The organism is Kitasatospora kazusensis (genome assembly GCF_039529945.1).
In the GTDB taxonomy this organism is placed as follows: Bacteria; Actinomycetota; Actinomycetes; order Streptomycetales; family Streptomycetaceae; genus Kitasatospora; species Kitasatospora kazusensis.
On the sequence record NZ_BAAANT010000016.1, the window covers coordinates 114,551 to 127,375 of the forward strand.

General features: G+C 73.0%; 13 protein-coding genes and 1 other RNA gene. 6 read left to right on the forward strand and 8 right to left on the reverse strand.

What is annotated here, in order from left to right; translation table 11 throughout:
• Nucleotides 1-22: 22 nt before the first annotated feature.
• From ABD330_RS16215 to ABD330_RS16230, 4 genes are all read left to right on the forward strand, one after another.
• Nucleotides 23-1,279, forward strand: a complete 1,257-nt coding sequence (locus tag ABD330_RS16215; protein ID WP_344465481.1) for a phenylacetate--CoA ligase family protein — start codon at nt 23-25, stop codon at nt 1,277-1,279.
• A 118-nt stretch (nt 1,280-1,397) separates the two neighbouring features.
• Nucleotides 1,398-1,796 (forward strand): ACT domain-containing protein, encoded by a 399-nt coding sequence (locus ABD330_RS16220; RefSeq protein WP_344465483.1) that lies wholly within the window; start codon nt 1,398-1,400, stop codon nt 1,794-1,796.
• A 296-nt stretch (nt 1,797-2,092) separates the two neighbouring features.
• A complete protein-coding gene (locus tag ABD330_RS16225) occupies nt 2,093-2,239 on the forward strand; it encodes a hypothetical protein (protein WP_344465485.1) in 147 nt (48 codons plus the stop codon).
• A gap of 185 nt (nt 2,240-2,424) precedes the next feature.
• The gene (locus ABD330_RS16230) at nt 2,425-2,655 is read left to right on the forward strand and encodes a hypothetical protein (RefSeq protein WP_344465487.1); all 231 of its coding nucleotides are present in this window, start codon (nt 2,425-2,427) and stop codon (nt 2,653-2,655) included.
• A gap of 27 nt (nt 2,656-2,682) precedes the next feature.
• Here the strand turns inward: ABD330_RS16230 and ABD330_RS16235 are convergent, their stop codons facing one another.
• From ABD330_RS16235 to ABD330_RS16260, 6 genes are all read right to left on the reverse strand, one after another.
• Nucleotides 2,683-3,171 (reverse strand): hypothetical protein, encoded by a 489-nt coding sequence (locus ABD330_RS16235; RefSeq protein ID WP_344465489.1) that lies wholly within the window; start codon nt 3,169-3,171, stop codon nt 2,683-2,685.
• Nucleotides 3,172-3,382: 211 nt separating this feature from the next.
• Nucleotides 3,383-5,020 carry an alpha/beta hydrolase gene (locus ABD330_RS16240; RefSeq protein ID WP_344465492.1) on the reverse strand — a complete coding sequence of 546 codons (1,638 nt, stop codon included), beginning with the start codon at nt 5,018-5,020 and terminating at the stop codon, nt 3,383-3,385.
• The gene (locus ABD330_RS16245) at nt 5,017-5,325 is read right to left on the reverse strand and encodes a type VII secretion target (RefSeq protein ID WP_344465494.1); all 309 of its coding nucleotides are present in this window, start codon (nt 5,323-5,325) and stop codon (nt 5,017-5,019) included. The genes ABD330_RS16240 and ABD330_RS16245 overlap by 4 nt, the downstream gene beginning before the upstream one ends.
• Nucleotides 5,326-5,588: 263 nt before the next feature.
• Entirely contained in the window at nt 5,589-6,086 is a 498-nt protein-coding gene (locus tag ABD330_RS16250; protein WP_344465496.1) for a peptidylprolyl isomerase, read from the reverse strand.
• Nucleotides 6,087-6,443: 357 nt separating this feature from the next.
• Nucleotides 6,444-6,845: RNase P RNA component class A (rnpB, locus tag ABD330_RS16255), an RNA gene on the reverse strand.
• A gap of 69 nt (nt 6,846-6,914) precedes the next feature.
• Nucleotides 6,915-8,375, reverse strand: a complete 1,461-nt coding sequence (locus ABD330_RS16260) for an MFS transporter (protein WP_344465498.1) — start codon at nt 8,373-8,375, stop codon at nt 6,915-6,917.
• A gap of 183 nt (nt 8,376-8,558) precedes the next feature.
• Here ABD330_RS16260 and ABD330_RS16265 point away from each other — a divergent pair, with 183 nt between their 5' ends.
• Both ABD330_RS16265 and yaaA read left to right on the forward strand, forming a co-directional pair.
• Complete coding sequence (locus ABD330_RS16265) at nt 8,559-9,623, forward strand: porin PorA family protein (RefSeq protein ID WP_344465500.1); 1,065 nt, start codon at nt 8,559-8,561, stop codon at nt 9,621-9,623.
• A gap of 229 nt (nt 9,624-9,852) precedes the next feature.
• Nucleotides 9,853-10,650 (forward strand): peroxide stress protein YaaA, encoded by a 798-nt coding sequence (yaaA, locus tag ABD330_RS16270; protein ID WP_344465502.1) that lies wholly within the window; start codon nt 9,853-9,855, stop codon nt 10,648-10,650.
• Nucleotides 10,651-10,863: 213 nt separating this feature from the next.
• On the opposite strand, the gene ABD330_RS16275 is transcribed toward yaaA, so the two are convergent.
• Together ABD330_RS16275 and ABD330_RS16280 are read right to left on the reverse strand one after the other, a co-directional pair.
• Nucleotides 10,864-12,015 carry a bifunctional RNase H/acid phosphatase gene (locus ABD330_RS16275; protein ID WP_344465504.1) on the reverse strand — a complete coding sequence of 384 codons (1,152 nt, stop codon included), beginning with the start codon at nt 12,013-12,015 and terminating at the stop codon, nt 10,864-10,866.
• 4 nt (nt 12,016-12,019) lie between these two features.
• Entirely contained in the window at nt 12,020-12,763 is a 744-nt protein-coding gene (locus tag ABD330_RS16280) for a zinc ribbon domain-containing protein (protein WP_344465506.1), read from the reverse strand.
• Nucleotides 12,764-12,825: the final 62 nt, after the last annotated feature.

Genomic DNA, 12,825 nt, shown 5'->3' on the forward strand with positions numbered 1-12,825 from the left:
GGCTGACACCACAGGAGGAGCAGTGCCCGCGAAACCGCTTCAGGACCTGGTCGACCACGCGCGGAGGAACTCGCCGTTCTACGCACAGGCGTACCGCGACGTGCCGCAGACCGTCTCGCACATCACCGAACTGCCCGTCATCGAGCAGGGCGCCTTCTGGGCCGCGAACACCTGGCCGGACAACCGGCTGCTGACCGGACCGCTCACCGACGCCGGCGTCTACCGGACCGGCGGCACCACCGGCGTCCCGAAGTTCTCCCCCTGGACGCGCAGCGAGCACGCCGACTCGGTGACCGCGTTCGGCGCTGGCATGGTCCGGGCCGGGCTGAAGCCGGGCCACCGGGTGGCCAACCTGTTCTGCGCCGGCGAGCTCTACGGCGGGTTCCTCTACATCGAGGCTGCCCTGCACCACGCGCCGGTGGACAACGTCCGCCTGCCGGTCGGCGGCGCCGCGTCCGACGAGTACGTCGCCGACCTGATCGCCGGCTTCGGCGTGCACGTGCTGGCGGGCGAGCCGATGAAGCTCAGCTCGGTGGCCGAGTGCCTCGTCCGGCGCGGCCAGGTCGCCGACTCCGTGGAACTGCTGCTCTTCGGCGGCGACCTGCTCTTCGACGACCTGCGGCCGATCCTCGCCCGCGCCTTCCCGAAGGCGGCCGTCTCCTCCGTCGGCTACGCCTCGATCGACGCGGGGCTGGTCGGCGCACCGGTGCCGGGCGACGACGTCCGCGTGCACGAGGCCTTCCCGGACCGGACGTACGTCGAGCTGGTCGACGACGTGACCGGCGAGCCGGTCACGGCCACGGGCGTGCCCGGCCGGCTGGTGGTGACCAACCTGTTCCGCACCCTGATGCCGATCCTGCGGTACCCGACCGGCGACCGCGCCGAGTGGGTCGACGTCGAGCGCCGGCGGTTCCGGCTGGTCGGCCGGTCGGCCGAGGGCGCCCGGGTCGGGACGGTCGCGATGCCGACCGAGGAGATCCGCGCGGTGCTGATCACCGCCGACCCGGAGCACCACATCTCCGGCATGCAGCTGGTGCAGCGCCGCTGGGACGGACGGGACGGCCTGATCCTGCGCCTCGGGTACGTCGAGGAGCCGCCCGCCGGCCTGGGCGAGCGGCTGGTCGAGGCCGTCTACACCGCCCGCCCGCTCTACCCGGCCGAGGTGGAGCTCGGCGCGATCCACCACCTCACCGTCGAGTGGGTGCCGCGCTCCGAGCTGGTCACCAACCCGCGCACCGGCAAGCTCCAGCAGGTACTGGACGAACGCCCGCCCGCCTGACCGGCCGGCCCGGCCCGGGATCTCCCGCCGCGCCCCGGGCCGGGGCCCGGCGACACGCCGGGGCGGCGATCCCGGACGGGACGGGACACCCGCGCGGTGCGCGGCTAACGTGACGGCCATGGCCGGCGAACGAGATCTTCAGAAGCTGCTCAGCGGGATGCGCCCCGTCCTCAACCCCGGGCGGTACGTGTACTGCACACTTTCCGGCAGAGTCCCGGCCGGGCTGCGGCCGGTGGTGACGGTCGCGGAGGCGGAGGGCCCGACCGTGGTGGTGGCGCAGGAGGAGGCGGATTCGCTGGGCCTGCCCTACGAGTACGTGGCCGCCTGGATCACCCTGGAGATCCACTCGGCCCTGGAGGCGGTCGGCCTCACCGCCGCCGTGGCCGGCTGCCTCGCCGAGGTCGGCATCAGCTGCAACGTGGTGGCCGGTTTCCACCACGACCACCTCTTCGTCGCGGCCGAGCACGCGGAGCCGGCCCTGGCGGCGCTCCAGAAGCTGGCGGCCGACCAGCCCTGACCGGAGCCCGCACCGAGAGCGCTCAGCGGCAGCGGCGCGCGACTGTCACCGCTGCGCAGCCTGGCCCTCGCGCCGTCGGCGGGCGGGGGGAGGACCGTGCGTTGGCTCGTGCGTAGGGCCGGGGACAGGGCCGGCCCGCGCAGGGCGGGCGGCCGGGTCGCTCGTACGGAGGTTCGACGGTGGGCACCTTCCGAAACCGCTGATTTTCGGCCTCCACACGACCTTCACGAACTCGTCGTGTACACGACTGGTTACCCAAGGTAGTGTCAGCCTCTGCCAACTCGGAGGGGAATCCGATGGACCGCGAGAAGATCCCGAGAACAATCGCCGGCACCAGCACCTTCGTCACCGATCCCGAGGACGACGAGGACGACTGCCCCCGGCCCTGCTGCCGCGAGGTGGAGAGCCCCACGCACTGGGGCCAGTGGCTCCGGCCCGAATGAACCACCGCGCGGGCGGCCCGTACCGAGCACGCCTACGGACCGCACCGCCCGGCTCGGTGGCACCCCGGTGCCCCGCCGCCCCACCCGCCTCCCCGCGCGGTGCGGCAGGGCGCCCCGCTGCGGCCCGGACCAGCCGGCCCGGGCCGCAGCTGTCAGACCCCGGGTCCATGCTGGACACCGTGAAGATGCCCAGGACGACATGCGGCACCTGTCGGCGGACGATCGCCGCCCTGCCGGGCGGCGGCCCCGGCCAGTGGCGGCTGAGCCGCCACGACGCCCCGCACGACGGCGCCCGCCGCGCCGAACTGGTCTCCTGCTCGGCGAGCCTGCGCCCGGTGGAGCTGGAGGCACTCGACTTCCAACTGCCGCTCCCCCAGGACGAGTCCGAGCCGGCCGAGCCGATCCTGCTGTTCTGACACCCGGCACACCGCGAACCGCCCTGCTCAGCCCGTTGCGGGTCCTGAAGACGCGGAGCCTGTGCCCGCCGCACCCGCCGCCGTCGGCGGCAGCAGACAGGGCGTGCTGACGGTGAGCAGGAGCCGGTCGGGGCCACCGGCGGTCTCCGCGCTGACCAGGTACCTGCTCGTCGGCTCACGGGCGTCCAGCAGCGCGTCGATCCCGTCGGCGGCGGTCTCCCGGTAGCTGCCGACCTCGAAGCCCCGCTCCTTGAGCAGATCCCGGATGCGCCGGACGGCATCCGGGTGCTGCGCCAGCGGGACGGAGCCGGAGACGGAGTAACTCAGGCTGTAGCGGCCGTCGTTCGCGAGTTCGTCGCGCCTGCCGACGCACGGACTGAAGTGCGGGTTGACCGAGGACTCGGTGAGCCGGAAGCCGGCCCGCTGAGCCATGTACGCGGTCATGTGCTGCGCCCAGTCCTGCGCGGCGCTCTTCGCCATGACGGGCAGAGGCGCGTTCTCGGCGGAGTGGGACATGCAGCCTCCAAGGAGCAGGACGGCAGCCAGGACGGTACCGGCACGCCGGTGGCGCCCGGTTCCGCCGGACGCGGGGCACGGTCGCGGCGAGGCGCCGAGGCGGGCTTGGTCCATCGGGCGGGCTCCTCGGCCGGACTCGTCGGGCGGGCTCGTCGGGTGGACAGGACAGGCGGGGTGGATGAGGCCGATGGAGCGGGCGGACGGACGGGCGTCAGTGGGACGGCGCGGAACCGGGCCCCGGTATCCGCGCGACGGTGCCGGGCCGTTTGCCGACGATGATCCGCGCCTGGTTCCGCAGGCTCTCGCTCCCCGGGTCCCAGTAGCCGCTGTGGCCGTGGGTGTCCACCTCGACGGCGGTACCCCCGAAGCCGTCCAGCGACGGGCTCGGACCCAGGGTCAGCCCGCTCGCGTAGTCGGCGACCGGGTCGTCACCGGCCGCCTCGACCCAGACGTGACCGGGGTCGATGTTCAGGTCCCGGGCGTGTTCGCTGCCCATGCCGGGGCTTCCCACCGCGATGATGTCGTCCGCCCGCAGTCCGCCGCCGCGGGCGGCCACCCCGACGGCCGTCGATCCGTAACTGTGGCCCACGACCGTCAGATGGCCGTGGCGGCCGCCCTGCGCGACCCGGGTGCCGTCCACGAACCTGCGCAGGTCCTCGGCCCCGCCCTCGGCCCGGCCGGTGGTGGCCACACTCGGCGCGATCTCCGGTGCGTCGTAGCCCAGCCAGCAGACGACCGCCACCCGCTGACCCGGGTCGGCCCTGTCCAGGGCGGCGTTCTGGATGCTCCCGATCCGCTCGATCTGGCCCGGCATGCTCGCGAGGGTCGTCCCCGTGCCCGGCACCAGGATCGCGGTGTGGTCGGCGGTGTCGGGGTCGCCCACCGCGACGACGGCCCGGCCCTTGCCCTTCGCCGGATCGAGCCCGAGCAGGAGCAGCCGCCGCGAGCCGTCCCGCCCGTCCGCCCGGTCGAGCCGCTCGCTCAGTGCGCGCAGGGCGTTCTCGCGGACGCTGTACTCCTCGGCGGTCAACCCGGACCCGGTCGGCGTCCCGGCGTGCAGGGCGTCGAGCTGCTGGTCCAGGGTCAGCCGGTTGGCCTGGTCGCGGACGGTGGCGGGGAGCCCGTCGAGCATGCCGATCCGGCCGGGGTGGAGCGTCAGGTAGTCCTCCTGCCGCTCGGGGGTGAGGGACTTCCACCACTCGGCGTTCCTCCCCGGATCCCCGTTGTCCGGGATGTACGGCTCCGCCAGGCCGAGCGCCCGCTGCGCGTTCGCGGCGTCCCGGACGGACTCGGCGGCCGCGCCGAAGGCGCGGGGCCGGGTGAGGACGCTCGACCGCAGGTCACCCAGGGCGTTCCGGCCCTCGTCGCTCGCCTCCTGGGCCGCCGCGACCGCCGCGTCGATCCGGTCCTGCGCGGCGCGCCGCACGGCCCGGACGGCGTCGGCCGCCGCCCGGGCGTCCGGGTCGTGCCGGTCTGCCGCCGGCGGCACCGGTCCGGCCACCAGCCCCTCGCCGGAGACCTGGAGGCCGTTGGACTCGGCGAAAAGGACCGCGTTGCCGAGGTTGGTCCGCGCCTGGGACATCCGGTCGGCCACCGTGTCGAGCACCAGCGCGACGGCCTCGACCTCGACCCGGACCACGTCGTACTGCTGCTCGTCGCGGTCCAGCGAGGCGAACGCCGCATCGGCGTCGGTTCCCCGCCAGTCCGCCTGCCGCAGCGGCCCGTTGACCTTCGACCGGTGCTGGGCGAGGGTCTCCTCCAGCTGGCGCGACAGCGCGCGCCAGGACTTCGCCGCCGCGTGCAGCTCCTCCGGGTCGAGCGCCAGCAGGAGCGAGTAGCGCGAACTCACCGGGCGGCCGTGCCCGTCATGAGTTCCGCCACCGAGTGGTCGGTCCACTCGTGCCCCTGCGCGGCGGCCTCCAGACTGGCGGCCGTGTCGGCCAACCGGGCGCGCAGAGCGGCCAGCGCGGGCGCCCAGTCGGCACCGATCCGTTCGAGGGCCGGGCCGATCGACCAGCCCGCGAGCCGGGCCGTGGCAACGGAGTTGTCCCGCAGCGCGGCGTCGACCGGACCACCGAGCTCCTCACCGGCCGTCCGGGCGAACCCGGCCGACGCCCGCAGTTCGGCCGCATCGACCCTGAGCCCGCCACCCACCGGCACCCCCTGGACAGCCCGCCCGGCCCACCCCGACGGGCAGGCCCCTGAACGGGTACGGAGACAGCAGGGTATCCGAACCATTCCGGCTCCCCGGGCCCCTGGCACGCACCTGTCGCCCGTTCAGGTGACCCCGTGCCCGGAAGTTCCCGAACGGACGGACCGGCCGACGGGGTGTCGACCCCGCAGGGCGCGACCGCCTCACCGGGCGGCCGCGCACGTGCCCGGGCGGCACCTAGCCGGCCGAGGGCGGCGACAGCCGGTCAGGCGACCGTCGCCTTCTCGATCACCACCGGCTCGGTCGGCACGTCCTGCTGCCCGCCGCGCGAACCGGTACGGACGGCCTTGATCCGGTCGACGACGTCCTGGCCCTCGGTGACCCGGCCGAAGACCGCGTAGCCCCAGCCGGACAGGCTCTTCGCCGTGAAGTCGAGGAACCCGTTGTCCGAGACGTTGACGAAGAACTGCGCCGTCGCCGACTGCGGGTCGTTCGTCCGGGCCATCGCCACGGTGTAGGCGGTGTTCTTCAGCCCGTTGTCGGCCTCGTTCTCGACGGGCGCCTGGGTCGGCTTCTGCGCCATCTCCGGCGTGAAGCCGCCGCCCTGGATCATGAAGCCGTTGATCACCCGGTGGAAGACCGTCCCGTCGTAGTGCCCGCTGCGCACGTACGACAGGAAGTTCTCCACCGTCTTGGGCGCCTTGGCGTCTTCGAGCTCGATGACGATGTCGCCGAAGTTGGTGCTCAGCTGTACCGAGGTCATGGTGCTTCCTATTTCTACGGGGTGGATATGAGCCAGGCACAGCCTGCCAGGCCCCCTCGACGGCCCGAAGCACATTCCCCAGCGCGCCACCGGCCGGTGGCCGGCTCCCGGAAGGACGAGCGGGCCCTCTCCGAGCGGACCCGATGTGCGTACGCCGCTACCGTCGGCCGGCACCGCCCGCACCCGGGTGCGGTCGCTGGTCAGGAGCGCGCCACCGCCACACGACCGCCGCAGGGCACCCGGAATCGGACCGGAAAGGCCCGAACGAGTGGGAGTCCGTATGCCCTCCGGAGGACACAGAAAAGGCCCCCTGGCCTGCAGTTACGCTGGCCAGGGGGCCTTCCTTCGGATAGCCGACGGACGAGTCGGCCTGTACGCCGGGTTCTGTCTCCCGGGGCGCTTGCGCGGCCCGGGGAGGCGGTCATCCATCTAGGGCTGCCGTTGCCGACAGCCTCGTGCGGTCTACCCGCGGACTCGGGCGAGCAGCCCTCGGTCATCCGCGCACGGTGCCCGAGGGCACCGATCTTGACCTTGCTCCGGGTGGGGTTTACCTAGCCGGCCGAGTCACCTCGGTCGCTGGTGGTCTCTTACACCACCGTTTCACCCTTACCTGTGGCCGGAGCCGCAGGCGGTCTGTTCTCTGTGGCACTGTCCCGCGGGTCACCCCGGGTGGGCGTTACCCACCACCCTGCTCTGTGGAGCCCGGACGTTCCTCGGCGGGCCCCGAAAGGGACCCGACGCGACCGCCCGGCCGGCTCGTCCGCCGTACTGGTCATCGTAGCCGCTCGCCGGGGCCACTCCGTACTCCCGGCGGTTACGGGGCGGCGGTTACGGGGCCCCGCGCTCCGGGTCGAGCCGGAGGGCGACCTCGGCGGCCGTCCGGGCGGCCCACGGAGTGGTGGTGGCCAGGCCGAGCAGCGCGATGACCGCGCCGAGGCCGGTCACGATCCACCAGCCGACGTGGCTGGCTGCCGCGAAGCCGGTGGCGAACGGACCGGCGACGGCGGTGGTGACCACGGTGCCGATCACCGCGACGCCGAGCGACTGGCCGACCTGACGGCTCGTCGAGGCCACCGCGGCGGCGACTCCCGCCTGCGCCCTGGGCATGCCCGAGACGGCGGAGTTGGTGATGGGTGCGTTGACCATCCCGAAACCGACGCCGAACAGCGCGTACGCCAGGAGCAGCAGCGCCGCCGGGGAGTCCGCGGTGAGCCGGGTGAGCACCAGCCCGCTCGCCCCCAGCGCCGTGCCGGCGACCAGGAGCGGCAGCCGTGGCCCCCGGCGGCCGACGATCCGGCCGGAGAGCGGCGCGAAGACCAGCGTCATGGCGGCCATCGGCAGGGTCCACAGCCCGGCCACCACCGGGGTGTAGTGCCGGACGTCCTGGAGGTAGAGGGTGTTCAGGAAGAGGAACCCGCCGAGCGCCGAGAATGCGCAGACGGCCGTGACGGTGGCGCCGCCGAACGGGACGCTGCGGAAGAACCGCAGGTCGATCAGGGGCTCGGCGACCCGGCGCTCCCACCAGGGCAGCAGTAGGAGGGCGAGCAGCGCGAGGGAGCCGAGCAGCAGGATCACCGGCGAGGTCCAGCCGTGCCCCGGCCCTTCGATGATCACGGCGGTGCCCGCGCCGAGCAGGACCACCACCAGCAGTTGCCCGACCGGGTCCAGCCGCCGCGGCCTGGGCGCCCGCGACTCGGGTACGTAGCGGTAGGTCAGCGCACAGGCGGCCAGGCCGACCGGGACGTTTATCAGAAAGATCGACGGCCAGCCGGCCGCGTCCACCAGGAATCCGCCGATCAGCGGGCCCAGCGCCATGCTGAGACCGATCACGCCGCCCCAGACGCCGATCGCCTGGGCCCGTTCGCGCGGCTCGGTGAAGGTGTTGGTGATGATCGACATCGCGACGGGGTTCAGCATCGACCCGCCCACCGCCTGCAGGGCCCGGAAGGCGATCAGCAGCTCCAGGTCGGGCGCCAGGCTGCAGAGCAGCGAGCCGAGGACGAAGAGCAGCAGGCCGGCCTGGAACACCCGGCGGCGGCCGAGCCGGTCGGCGACCGACCCCGAGAGCATCAGCAGGGAGGCGAGCACCAGGGTGTAGGCGTCGATGGTCCACTGGAGGCCGGAGGCCGGGGCGTGCAGGTCGCGCTGGATCGACGGCAGTGCGATGTTCACCACCGTGTTGTCGAGCCCGACGATGAACAGGCTGAGACAGCAGATCGCCAGGATCAGCAGACGCCGACGGCGGCCCGGCGGGGCCTGTGCCTCCTGGCTGAGAACGGATACCACCACGTTTGCACCTTACTTCGCGCTTCTCGGGGACGGCGGCCGACTCCGGGCGGCTGAACTCCTGCGCCCGTTCGGCCCCGGGGCGGCCGCAGGAGTGCGGCCACCGGGGATACAGGTGGAACTGAGTACTCGACAGAGGTCCAGCGGCAGGCCGGTGGACCGCACAACAGAAAAAGGGGCCAGCCCATGCAAGGAGCGAAGGTCCTCCGCTCCGGCGGTGTCGTCCTCACCGCCGTCGTCCTCGGCGTCGTCCTGATCGCGGCGGCCGCCGTCACGGCGTTCTTCGTCACGCCGAGGTACGTGGCCCGGCTGCCGAGCGACACCGACGCCCAGCGCTCCTACGCCGGCGCGTTCCGGACTCTGCTCGACCCGCTGGCGGTGGCCAAGGGCGATCTGGTGGGCGCGCTGAAGCACAACGTGCCGATGTCCGTCGACCGACGCGTACGGGTGGAGCAGACCTCGGGGAACACCGCCCTGACCAGCGACGCCCGGACCACCAGTGCGGCCGGGGCCACGGTCGAGAAGACCACCTGGGAGTACGCGCTCGACCGGCGCAGCCTGGAGCCGGTGACGAAGCATCCGGGCGGCTGGTCCGTGGTCGACGCCCAGGGACTGACGGTGAGCTGGCCCTTCGGTGCGAAGAAGCAGAACTACACCGGTTGGGTGCCGGAGACGGCGAGCACCACACCGGTGACGTACTCCCGGTCGGAGACCCACGCCGGACTTTACACCTACGTGTACGAGGTGAAGGCGGGCCCCGCCCCGATCGCCGACGCACAGGTGCTGGCCGGGCTGCCCAAGGCGCTCCCGCAGAGCCTGCTGAAGCTCCTCGTCCAGCTCGGCCCGCTGACCCCCGCCGCGAAGCTGCAACTCGGCGCGCTGCTCCCGGCGCTGGGCGACCCGGTGCCGCTCTCGTACACCCAGCAGGGGAACGACACCTTCTGGGTGGAACCGGAGACGGGCGTGGTGGTCGACGTCGACCGCTCCCAGCAGCGCACGGCCGGGATCAAGAACCCGAACGGCGGGGCGTTCATCGAGCTGCTGCCGGTGAGCGACGTCGGCTACCAGCAGACTCCGCAGGCCGTACGGGACGCGGTGCACGACGCCCAGAAGGGCCGGAAGGCGATCGAGCTCTACAGCACCACCCTGCCCGGGATCGCTGCGCTGCTGGGCATCGTCCTGATCGCCGGCGGCGTGCTGCTCGGGCGCCGGAAACGAGTGGCGCAGCCCGGGGGCACCGAGGAGTCCTGACCGGGGCTCCCGCGACAGGCGGGCACCGGGTGCGCGGCCGCCCTGCGGCCGCGCGGCCGGTGCCCGTAGGTGTGCCGGTGCCCGTAGGTGTGCCGGAGGCCGTAGGTGTGCCGGAGGCCGTAGGTGTGCCGGAGGCCGTACGTACGCAGGCGCGAGCGCGCGGACGGGTGACCGGGCGGGTGAGTAAGGTGGCAGGGTCCAATGCCACAAAGTGTTGAGGAGTGCCGCTGTGCTGGTCCTGTTGCCGCCGTCGGAGGGGAAGGCTGCTTCCGAGGCCGGGGTGCCGCTGGCGCTCGACGAGCTCTCACTGCCCGGGCTGTCCGGGGCACGGGCCGCGGTGCTGGACGCGCTGGTCGAGCTCTGCTCGGCGGACACGGACACGGCGCAGCAGGTGCTCGGGCTGAGCCAGGGGCTGCGTGGCGAGATCGCCCGGAACACCGGGCTGCGGGCGGCGGGGGCCCGGCCGGCCGGCGAGGTCTACACCGGGGTGCTGTTCGACGCGCTGGGGCTGGCCAAGCTGGACGAGGCGGCCTACGCGCGGGCGGAGCGCTCGCTGCTGGTGTTCTCGGGGCTGTGGGGCGCGCTGCGGGTCGGGGACCGGATTCCGCCGTACCGCTGCTCGATGGGGGTGAAGCTGCCGCCGCTGGGCGCACTGGGCGCCTACTGGCGGCGGGAGATGGCCCAGGTGCTGCCGGACATCGCGGACGGACTGGTGCTCGACCTGCGCAGTGCCGCGTACGCGGCGGCCTGGAAGCCTGCGGGCGAGGTCGCAGCGCGGACGGCCGGCGTGCGGGTGCTGCAGGAGCGCGAGGTGGACGGGGTGCTGAAGCGCTCGGTGGTGAGCCACTTCAACAAGGCCACCAAGGGGCGGCTGGTGCGCGACCTGCTGGTCGCGGGTCTGGAGCCGGCTTCGCCGGGCGAGCTGGTGGACGCGCTGCGGGAGCTGAACTACCGCGTCGAGGTCTCGGCGGAGGGGTCGGCACGCAAGCCGTGGCTGTTGGATGTCGTGGTGACGGAGATCCACTGACTGGGATCCGCTGACGGGGATCCACTGACGGGTGCCCAGCGACGGATATCAGACATCAGGTATCAGATGACAGAATCTGAAATCTGTCATCTGATACCTGATGTCCGTCGACCGATACCGAGCAGCTGTCGTCGGTCAGCCGGCCGACAACAGCCGACGGCGGGCCGGTGAGTCCACCGGCCCGCCGTCGGCTGCGCGCTCCCCCGCCACCCGTCAGCGCAGGTGGCTCGTGTCGTTGAGCAACCGCACCGAGGCGTTCCCGTCCGCGTAGTACTGGACCGCGCAGAAGGACGCAGCCGACAGCTCCATCCGGTACAGCGAGTCCGGCGGGGCGCCCAGCGCCAGGCGGACCAGCGTCTTGATCGGGCTGACGTGCGAGACCACCAGCACCGTCTTGCCCGAGTACCGGGCGAGGAGCTTGTCGCGGGCGACCCCGACCCGGTGCGTGAGGGTGGTGAAGCTCTCGCTGCCGCCCGTCGGCTTGGCCTTCGCCGAGCCCAGCCAGGCGGCCAGGTCCTCCGGGTGGCGCTCCTGCGTCTCGGCGAAGGTGAGCCCCTCCCAGTCGCCGAAGTCCAGCTCGCGCAGGCCCTCCTCGATCCGTACGTCGAACCCGAGCCGCGTCGCGACCGCTTCGGCGGTCTGCCGGGTCCGCTGCATCGGCGAGCTGACGATCGCCTGGATGGTGCCGCGTGCGGCCAGCTCCTCGGCGGCCCGGGCCGCCTGCCAGAGCCCCTTCTCGGAGAGGGCCGGGTCGCTGCCGCCGCTCCCGGAGAAGCGCTTCTCCGGCGTGAGCGGCGTCTCCCCGTGCCGGAGCAGCACGAAGGTGGTGGGCGTCCCCAGGTCCGCGGGCCCGGCCCAGCCCGCCTTGGGCGCGGCCGGTGCGGGCAGCGCTTCTTCCGGCACGGGAGCGGACACGGCGGCGGCGCGTACCTTGGGCTCCCACTGGCGGCCCAGCCTGCCCGCGTCCATCGCCTCGTTGGCCAGCCGGTCCGCGTCCTTGTTCCGCTCGCGCGGGATCCAGGTGTAGGTGACCTGGGAGCGCGGCAGGACGGTCCGGGCCTCGGCGGCCAGCGGCTGCATGTCGGGGTGCTTGATCTTCCAGCGCCCGGACATCTGCTCGACGACCAGTTTGGAGTCCATCCGGACGTCGACACCGGTGTCCGGGTCCAGCTCGCGGGCGGCCCGCAGGCCTGCGATCAGGCCCTTGTACTCCGCCACGTTGTTGGTGGCGTGCCCGATGAACTCGGCGGTCTCGGCGATGATCTGTCCGGTGTCGCTGTCCCGGACGACCGCGCCGTAGCCGGCCGGGCCCGGGTTGCCCCGGGAGCCGCCGTCCGCCTCGACGATGAACCTCCGACCGGCCATCGGGTCAGGCGCCCGACTCGGCGGTGCGGACCAGGATGCGACCGCAGTTGTCGCAGCGCACGACCTCGTCCTTGGGCTCGGCCTTGATGGCGTTCAGGTCGGAGACGGCGAACTCGACCCGGCAGCCCTCGCAGCGCCGCTGGTACAGGCGGGCCGCGCCGACACCGCCCTGCTGCTCGCGCAGGCGGAGGTAGAGCTTCAGCAGGTCGGCCGGGATGACGGCGGCGACGGCCTCGCGGTCGCGCTTGACCTTCTCGGCGTCGGCGTCGATCTCGGCGAAGGCGGCCTCGCGGCGCGCCTCGGCCTCCTGGAGGACGACGGTGGAGTGGTCCAGACGGGCCGTCAGCTCGGTGACCCGGGTCTGCGAGGACTCCATCCGCTCCATGATCTCCAGGACCACGTCCTCCAGGTCGCCCTGGCGCTTGGAGAGCGAGCCGATCTCGTGCTGGAGGTTCTCCAGGTCGCGGGGTGAGCCGACCGCGCCGGAGTCCATCCGCTGCTGGTTGCGGGCGGCCCGGGCGACGACCTGCTCGACGTCGCCCTCGGCCTTGGCCAGCTCACGGGTGGTGTCGCTGAGCTGGGCCTGGGCGGCCACCACCAGCGAGGTCAGGGCGGTGTGGTCGGCGTTGGCCTTGTCGATCTCGGCGTGCTCGGGCAGGCTGCGGCGCCGGTGGGCCAGCTGGTCGAGGCGGGAGTCGATGGCCTGCAGGTCGAGCAGGCGGATCTGGTCGGCGGGCGCGGCGTTCAAGCGGAGAGCTCCTGTGAATCGGTCAGTTCAGGTCGGGTTCGAGGGGTGCGCGGTGACGACGG